General features: G+C 35.5%; 21 protein-coding genes. 18 read left to right on the top strand and 3 right to left on the bottom strand.

What is annotated here, in order from left to right; translation table 11 throughout:
• Window positions 1-33: 33 nt before the first annotated feature.
• Window positions 34-1,428 (bottom strand): NADPH-dependent glutamate synthase, encoded by a 1,395-nt coding sequence (gltA, locus tag Q0410_RS05595; RefSeq protein WP_299034058.1) that lies wholly within the window; start codon window positions 1,426-1,428, stop codon window positions 34-36.
• Complete coding sequence (locus Q0410_RS05590) at window positions 1,415-2,257, bottom strand: sulfide/dihydroorotate dehydrogenase-like FAD/NAD-binding protein (RefSeq protein ID WP_299034056.1); 843 nt, start codon at window positions 2,255-2,257, stop codon at window positions 1,415-1,417. Before Q0410_RS05590 ends, gltA begins: the two co-directional genes overlap by 14 nt.
• A gap of 141 nt (window positions 2,258-2,398) precedes the next feature.
• Here Q0410_RS05590 and Q0410_RS05585 point away from each other — a divergent pair, with 141 nt between their 5' ends.
• The 16 genes from Q0410_RS05585 to mnmA all read left to right on the top strand — a co-directional run bounded on the left by Q0410_RS05585 (window position 2,399) and on the right by mnmA (window position 13,782).
• The gene (locus Q0410_RS05585; protein WP_299034054.1) at window positions 2,399-4,174 is read left to right on the top strand and encodes an ABC transporter ATP-binding protein; all 1,776 of its coding nucleotides are present in this window, start codon (window positions 2,399-2,401) and stop codon (window positions 4,172-4,174) included.
• Between the two features lie 82 nt (window positions 4,175-4,256).
• Window positions 4,257-5,045 carry a DnaJ domain-containing protein gene (locus Q0410_RS05580; RefSeq protein WP_299034051.1) on the top strand — a complete coding sequence of 263 codons (789 nt, stop codon included), beginning with the start codon at window positions 4,257-4,259 and terminating at the stop codon, window positions 5,043-5,045.
• Window positions 5,046-5,053: 8 nt separating this feature from the next.
• Window positions 5,054-5,836, top strand: a complete 783-nt coding sequence (locus Q0410_RS05575) for a threonine/serine exporter ThrE family protein (protein ID WP_299034049.1) — start codon at window positions 5,054-5,056, stop codon at window positions 5,834-5,836.
• Window position 5,837: 1 nt separating this feature from the next.
• Window positions 5,838-6,320, top strand: coding sequence for a threonine/serine exporter family protein (locus Q0410_RS05570; RefSeq protein ID WP_299034046.1), 483 nt, complete (start codon window positions 5,838-5,840; stop codon window positions 6,318-6,320).
• Entirely contained in the window at window positions 6,317-6,799 is a 483-nt protein-coding gene (gene msrA, locus Q0410_RS05565) for a peptide-methionine (S)-S-oxide reductase MsrA (protein WP_299034043.1), read from the top strand. Before Q0410_RS05570 ends, msrA begins: the two co-directional genes overlap by 4 nt.
• Entirely contained in the window at window positions 6,799-7,857 is a 1,059-nt protein-coding gene (locus Q0410_RS05560) for a GH25 family lysozyme (protein ID WP_299034040.1), read from the top strand. The genes msrA and Q0410_RS05560 overlap by 1 nt, the downstream gene beginning before the upstream one ends.
• 35 nt (window positions 7,858-7,892) lie before the next feature.
• The gene (locus Q0410_RS05555; RefSeq protein ID WP_299034037.1) at window positions 7,893-8,114 is read left to right on the top strand and encodes a YdbC family protein; all 222 of its coding nucleotides are present in this window, start codon (window positions 7,893-7,895) and stop codon (window positions 8,112-8,114) included.
• A 43-nt stretch (window positions 8,115-8,157) separates the two neighbouring features.
• Complete coding sequence (locus Q0410_RS05550; protein ID WP_299034034.1) at window positions 8,158-8,571, top strand: EamA family transporter; 414 nt, start codon at window positions 8,158-8,160, stop codon at window positions 8,569-8,571.
• 69 nt (window positions 8,572-8,640) lie between these two features.
• Entirely contained in the window at window positions 8,641-9,276 is a 636-nt protein-coding gene (locus Q0410_RS05545) for an aldose epimerase (RefSeq protein ID WP_367178717.1), read from the top strand.
• Window positions 9,277-9,360: 84 nt separating this feature from the next.
• Window positions 9,361-9,630 (top strand): response regulator transcription factor, encoded by a 270-nt coding sequence (locus Q0410_RS05540; RefSeq protein WP_299034031.1) that lies wholly within the window; start codon window positions 9,361-9,363, stop codon window positions 9,628-9,630.
• Between the two features lie 89 nt (window positions 9,631-9,719).
• Window positions 9,720-10,019, top strand: coding sequence for a winged helix-turn-helix domain-containing protein (locus Q0410_RS05535; RefSeq protein ID WP_299034028.1), 300 nt, complete (start codon window positions 9,720-9,722; stop codon window positions 10,017-10,019).
• Complete coding sequence (locus Q0410_RS05530; protein ID WP_299034025.1) at window positions 10,004-11,020, top strand: sensor histidine kinase KdpD; 1,017 nt, start codon at window positions 10,004-10,006, stop codon at window positions 11,018-11,020. The genes Q0410_RS05535 and Q0410_RS05530 overlap by 16 nt, the downstream gene beginning before the upstream one ends.
• Window positions 11,010-11,255 carry a hypothetical protein gene (locus Q0410_RS05525; protein ID WP_299034022.1) on the top strand — a complete coding sequence of 82 codons (246 nt, stop codon included), beginning with the start codon at window positions 11,010-11,012 and terminating at the stop codon, window positions 11,253-11,255. Before Q0410_RS05530 ends, Q0410_RS05525 begins: the two co-directional genes overlap by 11 nt.
• Window positions 11,239-11,535, top strand: a complete 297-nt coding sequence (locus Q0410_RS05520) for a hypothetical protein (protein WP_299034020.1) — start codon at window positions 11,239-11,241, stop codon at window positions 11,533-11,535. The genes Q0410_RS05525 and Q0410_RS05520 overlap by 17 nt, the downstream gene beginning before the upstream one ends.
• Window positions 11,536-11,615: 80 nt before the next feature.
• A complete protein-coding gene (locus tag Q0410_RS05515; RefSeq protein ID WP_299034018.1) occupies window positions 11,616-12,689 on the top strand; it encodes a cysteine desulfurase family protein in 1,074 nt (357 codons plus the stop codon).
• Window positions 12,679-13,782, top strand: coding sequence for a tRNA 2-thiouridine(34) synthase MnmA (gene mnmA, locus Q0410_RS05510; RefSeq protein WP_299034016.1), 1,104 nt, complete (start codon window positions 12,679-12,681; stop codon window positions 13,780-13,782). Before Q0410_RS05515 ends, mnmA begins: the two co-directional genes overlap by 11 nt.
• 75 nt (window positions 13,783-13,857) lie before the next feature.
• Here the strand turns inward: mnmA and Q0410_RS05505 are convergent, their stop codons facing one another.
• Window positions 13,858-14,685: an exodeoxyribonuclease III gene (locus Q0410_RS05505; RefSeq protein WP_299034013.1), complete on the bottom strand. Its 828-nt coding sequence runs from the start codon at window positions 14,683-14,685 to the stop codon at window positions 13,858-13,860.
• Window positions 14,686-14,839: 154 nt separating this feature from the next.
• On the opposite strand from Q0410_RS05505, the gene Q0410_RS05500 reads away from it, so the two are divergent.
• Together Q0410_RS05500 and Q0410_RS05495 are read left to right on the top strand one after the other, a co-directional pair.
• Window positions 14,840-15,820, top strand: coding sequence for a hypothetical protein (locus Q0410_RS05500; protein WP_299034011.1), 981 nt, complete (start codon window positions 14,840-14,842; stop codon window positions 15,818-15,820).
• A 102-nt stretch (window positions 15,821-15,922) separates the two neighbouring features.
• On the top strand, window positions 15,923-17,419 hold the full coding sequence (locus Q0410_RS05495) for a hypothetical protein (RefSeq protein ID WP_299034008.1): 1,497 nt from the start codon (window positions 15,923-15,925) through the stop codon (window positions 17,417-17,419).

Here is a 17,419-nt window from a genome sequence, read left to right as displayed (position 1 = left end):
AAGAAAAAGTGCCAGGTAAACTGACACTTAATTTTATTTATCATTTTTATTTCTTATATATTTATCGATATTTTCTGCAGCTTTCTTGCCAGCTCCCATGGCGAGGATGACTGTAGCAGCGCCACTTACAGCGTCTCCTCCTGCAAAGACTCCGTCTTTTGTAGTCATAGTTGTGTCATCAATTATAATTCCTCCCCAAGATTCGGTCTTGATATCTGGGTTGGTATGTTTTATTAGTGGGTTTGGAGACTGGCCGATTGAAACTATTACTGATTCAAAGTCTACGGTTTCATATTCTCCAGTGGCAACTGGTCTCCTCCTGCCTGAGGCGTCAGGTTCTCCAAGTTCCATCTTTTCTACCTTGACTTTTTTAACCCATCCATTTTCACCAATTATTTCTACTGGGTTGTGGAGGTTCATAAAGTTAATGCCTTCTTCTCTGGCGTGGTGGCTTTCTTCAGCCCTTGCTGGCATTTCTTCAAAACTTCTACGATAGATAACTGTTACATCAGCCCCAAGTCTTTTAGCGGATCTTGCTGCATCCATAGCAACATTACCACCGCCTACTACGCAGACTTTTTTGCCAACATGGACTGGTGTATCGTAGTCTGGAAATTTGTAGGCTTTCATGAGGTTCATCCTAGTTAAAAATTCATTGGCAGAATATACTCCATTTAAGTTTTCTCCAGGTATGCCTAAAAACTTTGGAAGGCCTGCGCCGCTTGCTATATAAATTGCATCAAAGCCTTCTTCATAGAGGTCTTCTATAGAAAGGGTCCTTCCAATTATGGTGTTGGTTTTAAGTTTTACCCCAAGACCAATTACGTTTTTAAGTTCGGTATTTACAAGTTTTTTTGGAAGCCTAAATTCAGGAATACCATACATAAGGACCCCGCCTGCTGTGTGGAAGGCATCAAAGAGGGTTACCTTATAGCCAAGTTTGGCAAGATCTGCCGCAGCTGTTAGACCTGATGGGCCAGCGCCAACAACAGCTACCTTTTCCTTGTTGGCATAAACTTCTACTGGTTTTTTGTATTTCTTGTTGTTGTGATAGTCTGCTACAAATCTTTCAAGCCTACCAATACCAACAGGCTCGCCCTTTATTCCTCTAGTGCACCTACCCTCGCATTGGTTCTCTTGGGGGCAGACCCTACCACAGATTGCTGGAAGGTTATTGGTTTCTGCGATTTTTTCATAGGCCTTATCAAGGTCGCCATCTACTATAAATTGGATAAATTCAGGGATTTTAACAGAAACAGGGCAGCCTTTTACACAAGGTTGGTTTTTGCAGTGGATGCACCTGGTTGCTTCTTCAAGCGCCATTTCTGCTGTATAGCCTGTTGCAACTTCCTCAAAGTTTTTATTTCTTACCTCAGGGTCTTGCTCAGGCATCTTTACTTTTTCATTTGACATATTATATTTTGCCATTTCTAACCTCCCCAGTTAGGTTGCAAATGTGTTCTCTTTCTTCAGTGGAGTAGTTACGAGACCTATTCATGGCCTCATCAAAGTCAACTAAAAATCCATCAAAATCTGGCCCGTCAACACAGGCAAATTTCATCTCGCCACCGACAGTTAGCCTACAACAACCACACATGCCAGTTCCATCTACCATGATGGAGTTCATGGAAACAGTTGTTGGGATATTTTCTTTTTTTGTAATATTAACTACGTTTTTCATCATGATGGCAGGGCCTATTGTAAGGATGTGGTCGTAGGTTTTTCCTTCCTCTAAGAGCTCTTCCAATACTTGGGTTACAAAACCCTGTCTGCCATATGAGCCGTCATCAGTTGTTATGTATAAATTATCTGAACACTCTTTAAGCTCATCTTCAAGGATTATTATATCCTTGTTTTTAAAACCCATGATAACATCAACATTGGCGCCTATTTCATGGAGGTATTTGGTTTGCGGAAAAGCAATCGCAGTTCCTAGACCGCCACCTATTACACAGACATTTTTCCCCTTTAGATCATCTAATTCTGTAGGTTTGCCAAGGGGACCTACAAAGTCTAAAAATCCATCTCCTGCCTTAAGATTATTCATTCTCATGGTTGTACCACCCACTACTTGGACGATGATTGTTATATTTTCTCCATCAGTTCCTGATATGGTAAAAGGCACTCTTTCGCCTTTTTCATCAAGTCTTAGGATAATAAATTGGCCAGGGAGAGCTTTTTTTGCTATCTCTTTAGCCTCTACAACAAATTTTATGGTTGTATCATTTAAATTTGTTTTTTCAATTATTCTTGCCATAATTCCTCCTTTAGATAAATTTTCCTTTCTTTAATTATAACATATTTTTCTTTAATAAGTAATACTTAAGACTTTGGAGGGTGACATATTTATAAAATATAGTATTATAGACCTATTAATAGAAGAAAAGAAGGGAGTAATATGGAAAAAAATAAAAGAAAATATACTAATAAATACCTTCTAAAAAGGTTCATACCTTATTATGGACCCTACAAGAAGGTTTTAACCATAGATCTATTTGCGGCAGCCTTTACAACAGTATCTGAGCTAATCTTGCCGCTTTTACTATCCTACCTAACAGATTGGGCACAAATAGGCATTTTAGATGCACCAAGGATAGTAAAGGTTGCTATAATCTATGCTATAACCAAGGCTATTTCAGTTATAGCAAGATATTTCATGCAGTCTATGGGTCATATCATGGGCGCCTCCATCGAAAGAGATATGAGAAAGGATGTATTTAACCATCTAATGGAGATGGATACAGAATTTTTCAACGAGGCTAAAATTGGTCAGCTAATGACAAGACTTACCTCAGACTTATTTGAAATTACAGAATTTTCCCACCACGTTCCTGAAGAATTTCTAGTAGGAGCCATTAAACTAATAATTTCCTTTGTGGTACTTTTAAGTATAAATTGGAAGCTATCCCTAGTTATCTACATCCTAATCCCACTTATGTATGTGGTTTCTAAAAAATCTAGGGCTAAATTTAGAAGGGCTACAAAAAATTCTAAGAAACAAATCGGAGAAATAAACGCAGGTGTGGAAGATACCCTCCTTGGTATAAGCGTTGTAAAGTCTTTTGCCAATGAAGATATAGAAAAATCTAAATTTGCCAAGGAAAACGACAAGTTTGCAGATATAAAGGCTGACCAGTACTACAATATGGCCAAGTATTTTTGTGTCAAGGATACCTTCTCAGGTCTAATGTATTTGGTATTAATAAGTCTTGGAGGATTTTTCGTAATTAATAAAGAGATAACCCCAGGTGATTTAATTGCCTTTACCATGTATCTAAACATGCTGGTTGCAACCATAGAAAGACTTATAAACTTCACTGATACCTTTGAAAGAGGTACAACTGGTATAGAGAGATTTATAGAAATTATGAGTCTTGATAGGGATATATTTGACGCTGAAAACCCTGAAACTCTATATGATGTAAAGGGTAAAATTGAGTTTGATAATGTGTCATTTAAGTATCCAAATACACCTATAGATGAATCTTATGTCCTAAAAGACATGTCCTTTAAGATAGATGTTGGGGAGAATATAGCCCTAGTTGGTCCGTCAGGAGCGGGAAAGACTACAATTTCTAAACTAATCCCAAGATTTTATGATGTAGATAAGGGAGAGGTTAGGGTTGATAATACCAATGTCAAAGACCTTTCTATTGAGTCTCTTAGAAATAATATCGGGATAGTACAGCAAGATGTTTATCTTTTCTCAGGTACAGTTAGGGAAAATATTGCCTACGGTAAGGAAGATGCAAGCCTTGAAGAAATAAAGGAAGCTGCAAGACTTGCTGGGGCAGATGAGTTTATAAAAGATTTGCCAGATGGACTTGATACCTATATAGGAGAGCGTGGAGTAAAATTATCCGGAGGACAAAAACAGAGAATATCAATAGCTAGAGTTTTCCTTAAAAACCCACCAATTCTTATCCTTGATGAGGCAACAAGTGCCCTTGATAATAAGAGTGAGGCCATAGTACAAAGATCTCTTGAAAAACTTTCTAAGGGAAGAACAACCCTTACTATTGCCCACAGACTTTCAACAATCATAAATGCAGATGAAATCATAGTCCTAACCTATGATGGCATAGTTGAAAGGGGTAACCATAAGGACCTCCTTAATAAAAAAGGAGTTTACTACAATCTTTATAATTCAAATAATACTGATTTATTTGGATAAAGAAGGCAGACCAGAGATGGTCTGTTTTCTATTGGTAAAAAATTGTAAAGATGTATAATGTTAGGGATAGAAAGGACTGCTTATGAGAAAATTTTTTGGCAAGTTCCTCCACGGACTTGCAACCCTTATTGGAACTATATTTACAGTTCTAATCAACTTTATGAATATACTAGTAATGACCTTCGAAGGAATAAGATCTCTTTTAGCCCTTGTCTTTATGGTGGGCTGTTCGACCTTTATCTTCCTTCCGACTCTTTTATTATTTTTGCCATCTAAGGTATGGTATGCGATTTTTATAATCCTTATAATACCTATCCTTGGGCCAAGTTTTATATCCCTACTAAGGTATGGAAACTACGTCCTTACAGAGTGGATGTATGATAGGGCAAACTATTTAATAACAGGTGAAAAGGTTGGTTTTGAAAATCTTTCAGATTATTCTGAAAAATACAAGATAGATCAAGAAAAAGAAAGACAAAGACAGGCAGAAGAAGAAGCTCGCCGTCGTCAAGAAAATATGTATACATATTTTGAAGACCTTTTTGGAAACTTCACCTACTATGATGCAAGAGACTTTAGGGAGGGAGACTTTTCTGGCTTTGGCGGAAATAACCAGGGTTATGGCGGCAATTTTTCAGGAGTAAACGACTTAGGGTTTAAGGAAAGGTATGAAAAGGCAACATCTAAGCTTGGCGTACCAGTAAATACAGATATATACGAGGTTAAACTTGCCTACAGGAAGCTTGCTAAAAAATACCACCCAGACTTAAATAAGGAAGCTAACGCCAAGGAAAAATTCCAAGAAGTAAATGATGCCTACGAGTTTTTGTCTGAAGATAATATCAAAAAATACAAAAATAAATATTTATAGGATAAGCCATGTACGATAAGATAAAAAATGAAAGATCAGCTGTTTTATTATCTGAGGTTGCTTCAAATGCAGGAGCTATAATGCTTGAAAATGGAGCGGAGATCTACAGGGTTGAAGATACAGTTGAAAGAATTATAAGAAGTAAAAATAATGCCAAGGATGTTGACGTCTACTCAACCTTCAATGTTATAATCCTTTCTTTTACCTTTGAAAATGAGGTTCACACCAATGTCAGAAGGGTAAAAAACAGGTCTAACAAGCTGTTTTATGTAGATAAGGTAAACCAGTTTTCCAGAGACTTTTGTGCTGGCAAATTTAGCCTAGAAGAGGCTTTTGTAGAGCTTAAAAAAATTAAGGCTAGTAAGGGTAAGCCACTTTTTAAAAAAATCTTAGGCGGCGGCATAGCCGCCGGAGCCTTCTCTCTTTTATTAAGTGGGGGAGTAACTGAGATGTTTATATCATTTTTTGTTGGTGTCCTTTCCTACTATGCCTCAAACCTTATGGAGAAAAATGGGATGGGCTATTTTGTTGTAAATTACCTTTATGGAGTGATAGTATCGCTTTTAACTATGATTGCAGCGCATTTTATTCCAGACATTAAGCAGGGCGTTATCATAGTTTCTTCAATGATGGCCCTCCTTCCAGGTATTATGATCACAAATGCCATGAGAGATTTGATGAGTGGAGACGCGACATCAGGGCTTACAGGAGCTGTTATTGCGATTTTAATTTCGACAGCCCTAGCTATGGGAGTTGGTACTCCTATTACAATGATGAAGATTTGGGGTTAAGATGTTTTATTTAAGAGAATTTATCATATCAACTATAGCGGCAATTGGTTTTGGTCTAATCTTTGACCTACCCAAAAAAGCCATCTATATTTCAAGCTTGGCGGCAGGTTTTGGCTGGGTAATTTATAAGGCGATAATACAATATACTGGATCTGTCTATATAGGTTCTATAATCTCAGCCCTTATAATGGCGGCAACAGCAGAAATCCTAGCTAGAATCTACCACTATCCAGCAAGTGTTTTTATATTGCCCGGCATAATAAACCTATGCCCAGGGGAGGCAATTTATAAGACAATGACCTACTTTATAGCAAATGATAATTATAATGCCCTAGCCAATTTCTACAAGGCCCTTGGTATAGCTGCAGCTATAGCATTTGGAGTATTATTATCATCATCCTTTTCATCATCCCTTAAGACCTTTAAGGGAAGAAATCAAAGAAGGACAGATTTTACAAAAGTATTTTTTAGGAGAAAAAAATGAAAGATATATATTTAGCAGGAGGTTGTTTCTGGGGAGTAGATGCCTATTTGGGGGGGCTTGATGGGGTTGTTTCTACAGAGGCTGGCTACGCTAATGGCAAAACAGAGACTACAACTTATGAAGATCTTTATAAAACTGACTTTGCAGAAACAGTCAAAGTAAGTTTTGATGAAGAAAAAATTTCCCTAAGAGAGATCCTAGAGCATTTTTATTATATAATAAATCCCTTTTCCCTAAACAAGCAGGGAAATGACGTGGGACGCCAATATAGGACAGGGATCTTTTCTGATGATAAAAGCGACCTTGGTTTTGTGAGAGATTTTTTAGAAGAAAAACAAAAATTAACCGATAAAAAAATCTTGGTAGAAGTCGAGCCTTTAAAAACTTATGTAAAAGCCGAAGACTACCACCAAGACTACTTGAAGAAAAATCCTAATGGCTATTGCCATATAGACTTAGGAGATGTATTGGAGATATAATGAAAAAATTTAGAATAATGATTGCTCTAGCAGCTTCTCTCTTAATTGGAGCCCCAAGCATGTCTCATGCAGCTGATGTTGTGAAATACGATCCAACTAGCCTTGATGAAGTCCTAATCAAAAACGGCATCAAGGTTGATAGCAAAAAGGTAAAGGCAAGACGTGATAGGTTGATCAAGGAAAATCCCGACTTAAAACCTGACCTAGAGGTTGTAGAAGAAGTCAAGGAAAATAAACCCATAGTTTATCCAAAAACAGCTGTATACTCAAACGTAGTAGACATGAGTGAGCATCAAAATCCAAAAGCTATAAACTACGATGCCTTTGCGAAAGATATAGACGGAGCTATCCTAAGATCATCAATTACAACCTTTGATGAAAATAAGGATACAGGAGAGAAAACTTATTACCTAAGGTATGACTTTACAGTTGATACCCACTACAAAAACCTAAACGACAGGAAGGTACCTATTGGTTTTTACCATTATTCAAGGGCTACAAATGTCGATGAAGCTAGAAAAGAAGCAAATTACGTCCTTAATTATATAAGGGATAAAAATGTTTCTCTGCCTATATTTATAGACATAGAAGATAATATGAGACAGGCTAAGGTAAGTAGGGAAGAGCTTTCAAATGTAGCTAATACCTTTATGAATATCATGGAGCAAAACGGTTATCTAGCAGGCCTTTATTCTTATCCATACTATGCTAAAAACCACCTTTCTAGAGAGGTTAGAAATAGGGGCAATTTCTGGATAGCAGACTATGATGGGATTGGCTTTACTGGTTATACCGATACAGAATTTGATATTTGGCAATATACCCACAAGGGAAGGGTTAATGGTTATACTGGAAATATCGATAAAAACGCCTTCTATAGAGATTATCCATTGCTGATAAAGGGTAAAAGTTACAAGAACTACGACGACCTACTTGACGATATAATAGCGGGCCATTGGTCTTTCGGTAAGGAAAGAGAAAAGCGTCTAAAATACGCTGGCTATAACTATACCAAAGTCCAAAAAGATGTAGATCAGAAACTAAAATTGAAGAAATAAAAAATTAAGATATATTGATATAAGGAGAGTGAATTATGGCAATTAAATATGATATAGTAGAAAATCTAGGAGTTCTTTCAACCAATGCTAAGGGTTGGACTAAGGAGTTAAACCTTGTAAGCTGGAATGAAAGAGATCCAAAATATGACATTAGAGATTGGAACGAAGATCACACTAGGATGAGTAAGGGGATTACCCTTACAGAAGAAGAGGCAGAAGTCCTTAAAAATATCCTAGCTGACGAATTTGAAGACTAAACAGACTCTCCCTTAATGGGGGAGTTTTTTGTAAGGAGATTTTATGGCTTATTTTTACGCTTTTATATCAGCAATCTTTGCAGCCCTTACATCAATACTTGCAAAAATTGGTATAAGTGATATTAACTCAAACCTTGCAACAGCAATAAGAACTACAGTTGTCCTTATTTTTTCCTGGATAATGGTCTTTGTAGTAAAGGGGCAAAGTGATCTTGGAAATATCAGCAAAAAAACTTTGATTTTCTTAATTCTTTCAGGCCTTGCTACAGGCATATCTTGGCTTGCCTACTACAAGGCCATCCAAATGGCAGATGTGTCAAAGGTTGTGCCAATAGATAAGCTAAGTGTAGTTTTCACAATGATTTTTGCCTTTATATTTTTAGAAGAAGTTGCAAGTAAGAAAGCAATAATAGGGACAATTTTAATAGGCCTTGGCACTTTGATAATGGTCCTATAATAAAGGGGGAAAAATGAAAATAAATTTAATAAATAAATAAAGCTAACTTTAGATAGTGATTGAGCCTACATAGAAATATTTTCTTATGATAAGAAGGATATTTTCTTTCCAAAGTTTGAAACAGAAATTAAGGGCAAAAAGAAAACCAGGGGAGGTAGTCACCCTTGTTTGCCATCTTTTGGACCAAGCGAGATAAATGACTTAAAAGATCACGGCTATGCTAGAAATAGGGATTGGGATCTTGTGGAAAAAAGTGATAAAAAAGTCTTTTTAAGCCTTGCCGGCGAGTGTGGTTATGAGGGCATGGATTCTTTTATAAGCTATGAAGTTTTGGATGATGGGCTAGCGGCAGAAATTAAGATGGTAAATAAGTCTCTTAAGGTCCTTCCTGTTGCACCTGGTTTTCACCCATATTTTAAAGTTGGCGAAGACTTTAAGGTAGAAGGTCTTGATTTTGGAGATTTTAACCTAGAGGATACTTATTTTCTAGAATCAAGCGAAATCTCTTTTAAGGGGGAATCCTTCCCTATAAGAATTACCAGCGAAAATTTTCATAAGTTTGCTATTTGGACTGACTTTATTGATTCTTATAGGTGCGTAGAACCTTGCTATAATGGCAAGTCCTTCTTAGAGGGCGGTAAGCCTTACATCCTAAAATCTGGTGAGACTTTCCTTGCAAAGATGAAAATAGAAATAAAAGCTTAAGTAAACCAGGCCTAGGGTCTGGTTTTTTAATACTCTTTACTAATTCTTGATAAAAATCTATTATAATAAATATGAGGTGAGAAGATGGACATTTGTATAATAGAAGATAACCTGGCCCTAGTTGAATCTTTAAAGGACCTTTTAGAAAATGAAGGATACGGAGTTGATTATTTCTTAGACCTAGGTGAAATTGATGACTATCTTATTTTAAATAAGTACTCTCTAATAATTTTAGATCTAATGTTAGGTGAGTTTGACGGCCTTGATTTTCTAAAAACTATAAGAAATGAGATAAAAAGACCGATAATAATCCTTACTGCCAAGGATAATAAGGAAGATGAGCTTAGGGACTAGAGCTTGGGGCAGATGACTATATCAAAAAGCCCTTTGATCCTGATATCTTACTTGCTAGGATAAAATCAAAACTTAGGCTAAATGAAAATGTGGAAGAATCTTATAAAGAGACTAGTTTTGATTTAAAGACAGGTCTTATAAAAAAGGATGGTTTACAAATAAGTCTTACCAGTCAGGAAAAAAAGATTCTAAATATTTTATATATAAATAAGGGTAGGGTCTTATCTAAGGAGAGCCTTCTTTCTATGGTATCTAATAATTTTGACAGCTCATCAGAAAGAACTATAGTGACCCATATTTATAATATAAGAAAGAAAATCTTAGAAATAGGGGCAGACGATCCGATAGAGAATGTTTGGAAGGAGGGCTACAAATGGAAAAACGAGTAAAAAACTTGGCCCTAGGCCTTTTGATGGATAATTTTATAAGAGCCTTGGTTTATGGAATACTTACAATTTTTGCCCTTAAATTAGGTCAAGAATACCTATATCCCCTTAGGCTCAAAAAAGACTTTGCCATGGGAGTTTTTATGATTTATTCCCTATATTTTCTAAGAAGATTTTACCTAGGAATTGATAAAAATATTCTAAATGATTTAAGAGTCCTAGAAGAAGCTATCAAAAAAGACGACTACGAAAAAGATTTAGAATTGGCAGAATTTAACCTAATAGCTAAGACTCTTAAAGATAAGAATGAAAAGATAAAAGAGAAAGATAACTTTATAAAAACAAGCCTTACCGCAATTTCTCACGATATGAAAACTCCCCTAACTGTGATAAATACAAACCTATCCCTCCTAAAGCCGGTAGATCTTAAAAACCAAGCGAGGCTTGAAAAAATAAAGGGAGAAAGTGAGAAAATCGCTTCCTATATAGACGATTTGATGGAGGTAAGCGGGGGCTTTATTGATGAGATTAACCTTAAGAAAATATCCCTAGTAGATTTTGTTTCTAATTTAAAAGCCAACCTAAGTCTTTTTGAGGATATGAGAGAAGAGAAAATTGGACTTATAAATGAAATTAATCTCAAGGATAATTTTTATATAAAGATTGATAAAAAAAGATTTGATAAGGCCCTTAGCCAACTTTTGACCAATGCCTTTGAGCATAGAAAAACATCTGTCTGGATAGAATTAAATGAGAAAGGTAAACAAATAATGATTACCGTTGCTGATGATGGGGCAGGTTTTGATGAGAAAAGTTTATCTGATGTTAACAAACTCTTTTACACAGATAATTTTGGAAGAACATCCGGCAAGGGCACTGGCATGGGGCTTTTTATAGCCGACTCTTATATTGCTGCCATGGGAGGAGACCTTGTTTTAGAAAATGAAAAAGGGGGACGAGCCAGAATTTGCCTAGATATTGAGGAGGAAAATTATGGAGAATAAATTATTTTTAATAGTTTTAATAAATTTTGCTATAATTGACCTATATGAATTAATAAGAAAAAAGATAAACTTTTTTAGCCTCCTAAGACCCCTAAGTCTTGCTATTTGCTATAAATTTATCCTCGATGGGATAGACGAAAGGCTTAATTTCATAGCCCTGGCTTACTTTATATTTTTTTCTTATATGTGGACACGAGATATGAGAAAGGAAGGAAATGATGAAAAAGAAATTTGAGTTTTACGATTTTCTAGCACTTTTACTTGGAGCTTTTTGCTTTATGGCCTATTATTTTTTAATGACTGAACACTTATTTATTGATCCCTTTAATGGTTTTGCTCTAATACCAACTATCTACTTTGCTTTTGCAATTTTTACAGTTCCTCTTTCCTATGGAATAGTTTATGAAAAAATTGGTAAGTCATTTTTTGTAACCTTGGTAATTTTGCTTACCGTTGCCTATGTCTTTGGACCAGTAATTTTGATTTATAAAAGAATAAAAGTTAAGGAAAAATAAATATGTCTTTGCCGCCTGATGGCGGTTTTTTACTTACTTTTAATTCTTGAATACAAGTCTTAGACAAGTATATTGAGAGAATGAAGAAGATTTATTTTGACTATGCGGCAACAAGCATAAAAAGAAAGAAAATTTTAGAAGATATAATAAAAGAGTCTTACTTATTTGATGGAAATCCTGATTCTAGCCACTCTTTTGGAAGAGATGCCAAAAAGATTTTAGAAGAAGCAAGAGAAAACATAGCAAAAAGCATCGGAGCAGACCCTTCCCAGGTGATTTTTACATCGGGAGCTAGTGAATCCAATAATACAGTTTTATCAGCCTTTAGAGATGAAAAAATTATAACAACTAATATCGAGCACGACTCGATTGAAAATACCTACAATAAAGAAAATACAATTTTAGTTGAAGCAACTGATAAAGGTGTAAGTCTTGACCAAATAAAGGAAATAATCACAGATGAGGTAAAACTCGTTTCAATAATGATAGTTAATAACGAAATGGGACTTGTAATGCCAATTAAGGAAATTGGTGAATTTTTAAAGGATAAGGACATTTACTTCCATGTTGACTGTGTTCAAGCCTATGGTCACCTTGATATAGATGTTGATGAGATGAATATTGACTTTTTATCCCTATCAGGTCATAAGATTGGAGGGATAAATGGTTTTGGTATTCTTTACGCAAGGGAAAACCTCCCATCCTTTATAAAGGGTGGTGAGCAGGAAAAATATCGCAGGGCAGGCACTTCCTTTGTAATGGGAGCCTATGCCATGGCCAAATCTTTCCCTTATATGATTTCTGAAAGGGAAAAGATAAGAGATTTAAAAGCTTACTTACTAGAAAAACTTAATGAGTCTTGCTTGTCTTACGAGATAAATGGAGATCCTGAAAAGACAGTAGACCATATAGTAAATATTTATTTTAAAGATTTTAAGTCAGACTTTTTACTAACTTATTTAGATATGCACGGTATAGCCGTTTCTGCAGGATCAGCCTGTAGGGCAGGGGCTGTGATTCCTTCTAAGGTTGTGGAAAGAATCTATGGCGAAGAGAGAGCCAGCCATTCCTTAAGGATAAGTTTAGGCTTTACTAATACGAAAGAAGATATAGATAGATTTATAGAAGTTTTAGGAGACTTATATGACAGGTAAAAAAGACATAAAGGTAATAGTGGGTATCTCAGGCGGGGTTGATTCTTCTGTTGCAGCCCTTCTTTTAAAGGAAGAAGGTTATGATGTGACAGGAATTTTCATGAAAAACTGGGATGATACCGATGAAAACGGCTTTTGCACTGCTGAAGAAGACTTTGAAGATGCAGTAGCTGTTTGTAACCAAATAGGAATCCCATATTACTCTATAAATTTTGAAAAAGAATACTACGACAGGGTTTTCTCTTACTTTTTAGATGAATACAAAAAGGGGAGAACTCCAAACCCTGATATCATGTGCAATAAGGAAATAAAGTTTAAGGCTTTTTTAGACTTTGCGAAAAATCTTGGAGCAGACTATCTTGCAACAGGACATTATGCGAGAGTAGATAGAAGAGACGGGGAAACAAAAATGCTAAGGGGTCTTGATTCTAACAAGGATCAGACATATTTTCTAAGCCAGCTATCCCAAGAGCAGATAAAAGACGTACTATTCCCAGTAGGAGAGCTTCAAAAGTCAGAAGTAAGGGAGATTGCCAAAAAGGCAGGTCTTGCAACTGCTGATAAGAAGGACTCGACAGGGATTTGTTTTATAGGAGAAAGAGACTTTAACGAATTTTTATCCCAATACTTACCAGCCCAACCGGGAAATATAGTAGATACTGAGGGTAATATTATGGGAAAACATGATGGCCTTATGTATCATACAATCGGCCAAAGACGTGGTCTTGGTATAGGTGGCGAGGGAGAAGCTTGGTTTGTCTATGGTAAGGATTTAGAGAAAAACGAATTACTTGTTTGCCAAGGCAAGAAAAATCCACTTCTTTTTTCAAACAAGCTTTACGCATCAGAATTTTCTACAATTTCTGATAAGGAAAGTCCAAAGGAATTTGACTGCACGGCCAAATTTAGGTACAGACAAGCAGATATAAAGGCCCATGTAAAGGTTCTTGGAGACGGTAAAGTAGAAGTAAGATATGATGAAACCAAGGCTGTTACCCCAGGGCAAGCCGCAGTTTTTTATGACGGAGAGGTTTGCCTGGGTTCTGCTATAATCGATGAAGTATATATGGATGATAAAAAATTAAGAGTATAAAATCAAAATTAAAATGATTTTAAATTAAAAAAAACCTTGAAGGCCATTAACTAATGGATTCTTCAAGGTTTTTTCTTATATATTAATCTCTAAAACAATTGGGGTATGGTCTTGTCTTTCACCAGAGTCAATCATATCTGACTTTGTGATTAAGTCCTTTATCCTATCAGAGACTAAGAAGTAGTCAATCCTCCAGCCAGAGTTGTTGATTTTACTGGTCTTTACCCTTTGTGCCCACCAAGTGTATTTTCCTTCGACATCACCGTGGATGTACCTAAAGGTATCTGTAAAGCCTTTAGCTAAAAGATTTGTAAAGCCTTCCCTTTCTTCATCTGTAAAACCAGGTGACATGCGGTTATTTTCTGGATGGGCAAGGTCGATTTCTGTGTGAGCCACGTTATAATCTCCCGCAGCTATTACTGGCTTATCTTGATCTAAATTTTCTAGATAATCAGCATAAAGCCTATCCCAAACCTGCCTATCATCTAGTCTACTTAGGCCGTTACCTGCATTTGGGGTATAAACTTGGCTAAAGTAGAAATTATCAAACTCTAAAGTGATAATCCTACCCTCAAAGTCCATGGTGCAAGGCGCTCCTATTTGAGGAAAAGTCGCCTCGGCTTCAAGGCCCTTTTTGTAAAGGGTCATAGTTCCTGCATAGGATTTTCTAGCAGGGTCTTCGCTTTGCCTATAAACGTAGTCATATTCTGGAAAATACTCGGCAAGGATTTTTACGTGTTTTTTGCTAAGACCAGCGTAAGGAAGCTTAGTTTCTTGGATAGCAATGATATCAGCATCCTCATTTACTATAGTGTCTAAAACCAAACGACTCATCACAGCCCTATTTGAATCGCTTGTGAGGGCTGCATTTAATGAGTCTATATTCCAGGAAATAAATTTCATATCAATTCTCCTTTAAATTTCAATATTTTTAAAAAATTCTCTTATATTAGTATACAACTTATAAAAAACTTTCAAAATTTCTACAAATTTAACACCACTTTGGGTAATATATAATTACAAAGACACTAATATATATTTTTTTAAGGAGGGTGTCATGAAAAAGACAAAACTTATACTTGCGCTAGCAATCTCTGCTATGGTTATTAATAGCGCATATGCTAGCGAAGAAATTGAAAACAAAAATGATGAACAAATGATGGAAGAAACTCAAATGGCAGTGGAGAAAATTTCTGGAACTTATCTTATTAAGAAAGTAGAAGGAGAAGGGGTTTTAGTTGCTAAAAAATCAAATTCTGCAGACCTTTACAGTGTGCCTAAGAAAGAATTTAAGAATATTGATCTTAAGGAAGGTATGGAGGTAGAAATTGTTACAGATGATGTGATATTAGAAACATATCCTGCTCAATTTGCAAAAATCTATGAAATAAAAGAGATTAAAAAGTCAGAAAATAATGAAGATAAAACAGAAAAAGAAGAAAAAGTCGTAAGAGACTTTGTAGTAAAAGAAATCTACGAAGAAGGTGTAGACCTTTATGAAGTAGGCAATGAATCAAATCTTTATAATATTCCAAAATCTGAATTTAAGGATATGAAACTTGAGAAAGGAAAGGTCTTTACAATCACATCTAATAACATTTCCCTAAAATCATACCCTGCTCAATTTGGAAAGATTTTCTCAATAGTAGAAAAAGAAATGCCAGCGAAAACTATGACTAAAGAATATGTTGTAGAAGAAGTTAGCGATAAATTTGTAACTGTTTATGAAAAAGGCATTAAGGAAAGCAAGTATACTATAGCTAAAAAAGACTTTGGCAAGGCTAACCCTAAAGTAGGCGAAACTTATAAAATTGAAACATCAGAAGAAATCTTAACCTCAGAGCCAGCTCAATTTGGAAAAATCTTTAAAATCGAAGAAGTAAAGGCAAATAAAGCTAAGGCTCAAATGCCAAAGGCTAAAGAAAACAAGGAAAAAAATAGAAAATCATCTACTAACCCAAAAACAGGCCTAGTAGGTACAGGTCTCGCCCTAGTTACTTTAATTGGTGCAGGCAGCTTATACAAAAAAATTAAATAAAATCTAAGATCAAACGGCACCTTGGGGCTGTCGTTTTTCTCTCTTTAATTCCTTTTATCTTAAAATTATGTTAAAATTATTAGTAGGATAAAGGAGGAGACCATGACTAATTCATATTTCAAAACCGACCTAGCCCATATTTTTGATGTTTATGAAAGATATAGCTTTGTAAAAGAAGAAATAGGCTATTTTTTCCAATTTTTTGCCGCAGTTTATGACCTGAGCTTAAAGGAACTTGAATTTATTATCGATAGCGTACATTTTCGCAGGAGTGAAATTTTTAAAAACCTTGATTCTTCAGGATTTTTTAAGGGCAAAGAAGTTAGGGAAGAATTTTTCTCCCTTGTTGACCAGGGTTATCTAACAATAGAAACTAAAAATGAAAATGATGACAATTATTATTATTCCTATTCACATACAAAAAAGGCAATAAGTCTCGTAAAAGACCTAGACCAAAGACTTTCGAGCCTCCTTGATGATTATGATCGTGGCAAGGACTTGGTTGATTTCGCTTACACAGACGTGATAGAAAAGTTAAATTACCTCTTCGATGATTTGAGGATTATGGGAGCTGATAAGTATATTCTGGATATAGAGGATAATGATGACCTAAATCCTGAATACACCAGACGATATAAGCTTGTTAGGGATGTAAAAAAAGTCCTGAATGAAAAATATCCTTATGCTTCTATAATAAGTTTCGATGAATACAAGGATATTTCCTTTGATGATCTAGATGAAGATGATGAAAACTTTGACGAAGACTTTGATGATGCAGTTGAAAACTTCCTAAAAGACGGTAGACACTTTGTTGAAATTGAATATACTATAAACTCCAGGAGGGTAAAGACAAGTGTGCTTGTAAATGTGGATGATTTTTCGGATGTGATTGAACTTGGAGATACAGATAATGATGACATGGAAGATGGGGAGGCCTTTACCCATTTTATTGGTCTTTTAGATGATTTTAATAAGGACCATAAAAAGATAAAGGATAATCTTAGAAATCTTTATTCTTTCTTAGCTCCTGCCTATGATTTAACAATAGGGGAATTTGAATTTTGCCTTTACTATTCAACGATTTATACTTGTGATGATGAAATTTATGATATAGATGGTTATTTTATTAATGATTCTAGAGAAATTGTGGCCAATTTAATCCAAAAAGGCTACATCTATAAGGATGAGGATGGATTTTTTCTTACAGAAAAATCTGATGCTGTCTTTAAAAATATAGGAGCGCTTTTTGCTTCAACTATGGAGAAAACCAAGGTTTCTTATGATGATATCCTTTCTTGTTCTATTGATTTTAACTTAGGCGCGATTAGGCTTAAGGATTTTACCTATGATTTTACTAACAAATTTTGTTTTGAAGACTTTAGGGTTGAAGATAAGATAAGTGATGAAATTGATGAATATAGCTTATCTGTGCCTTTTAATAAGGCGGTTCTTCCAATAGTTAGTAAACATTTTTCTAATCCAAAAATCCTCGCTGTAAAAGATGAAGGGTCTTATATCAGTATTATTTTTACAACTGATGAGAAACCAGGCAGGGAAATTCTAGGTAGAATTTTTAAAAACACTTTGGGGGACTTGTAA

Origin of the sequence: uncultured Anaerococcus sp., assembly GCF_937934665.1 — a bacterium.
Lineage (GTDB): Bacteria > Bacillota > Clostridia > Tissierellales > Peptoniphilaceae > Anaerococcus.
This window is presented reverse-complemented; position numbering and strand designations above follow the sequence as displayed.

Coding starts and splice junctions, on each gene's coding strand:
- mnmA (WP_299034016.1), top strand. CDS start 12,679: ATGACAGGTAAAAAAGACATAAAGGTAATAGTGGGTATCTCAGGCGGG.
- Q0410_RS05530 (WP_299034025.1), top strand. CDS start 10,004: ATGGAAAAACGAGTAAAAAACTTGGCCCTAGGCCTTTTGATGGATAAT.
- Q0410_RS05500 (WP_299034011.1), top strand. CDS start 14,840: ATGAAAAAGACAAAACTTATACTTGCGCTAGCAATCTCTGCTATGGTT.
- Q0410_RS05570 (WP_299034046.1), top strand. CDS start 5,838: ATGTTTTATTTAAGAGAATTTATCATATCAACTATAGCGGCAATTGGT.
- Q0410_RS05550 (WP_299034034.1), top strand. CDS start 8,158: ATGGCTTATTTTTACGCTTTTATATCAGCAATCTTTGCAGCCCTTACA.
- Q0410_RS05540 (WP_299034031.1), top strand. CDS start 9,361: ATGGACATTTGTATAATAGAAGATAACCTGGCCCTAGTTGAATCTTTA.
- Q0410_RS05575 (WP_299034049.1), top strand. CDS start 5,054: ATGTACGATAAGATAAAAAATGAAAGATCAGCTGTTTTATTATCTGAG.
- Q0410_RS05555 (WP_299034037.1), top strand. CDS start 7,893: ATGGCAATTAAATATGATATAGTAGAAAATCTAGGAGTTCTTTCAACC.
- Q0410_RS05585 (WP_299034054.1), top strand. CDS start 2,399: ATGGAAAAAAATAAAAGAAAATATACTAATAAATACCTTCTAAAAAGG.
- Q0410_RS05560 (WP_299034040.1), top strand. CDS start 6,799: ATGAAAAAATTTAGAATAATGATTGCTCTAGCAGCTTCTCTCTTAATT.
- gltA (WP_299034058.1), bottom strand. CDS start 1,428: ATGGCAAAATATAATATGTCAAATGAAAAAGTAAAGATGCCTGAGCAA.
- Q0410_RS05580 (WP_299034051.1), top strand. CDS start 4,257: ATGAGAAAATTTTTTGGCAAGTTCCTCCACGGACTTGCAACCCTTATT.
- Q0410_RS05520 (WP_299034020.1), top strand. CDS start 11,239: ATGAAAAAGAAATTTGAGTTTTACGATTTTCTAGCACTTTTACTTGGA.
- Q0410_RS05525 (WP_299034022.1), top strand. CDS start 11,010: ATGGAGAATAAATTATTTTTAATAGTTTTAATAAATTTTGCTATAATT.
- msrA (WP_299034043.1), top strand. CDS start 6,317: ATGAAAGATATATATTTAGCAGGAGGTTGTTTCTGGGGAGTAGATGCC.
- Q0410_RS05590 (WP_299034056.1), bottom strand. CDS start 2,257: ATGGCAAGAATAATTGAAAAAACAAATTTAAATGATACAACCATAAAA.
- Q0410_RS05515 (WP_299034018.1), top strand. CDS start 11,616: ATGAAGAAGATTTATTTTGACTATGCGGCAACAAGCATAAAAAGAAAG.
- Q0410_RS05495 (WP_299034008.1), top strand. CDS start 15,923: ATGACTAATTCATATTTCAAAACCGACCTAGCCCATATTTTTGATGTT.
- Q0410_RS05505 (WP_299034013.1), bottom strand. CDS start 14,685: ATGAAATTTATTTCCTGGAATATAGACTCATTAAATGCAGCCCTCACA.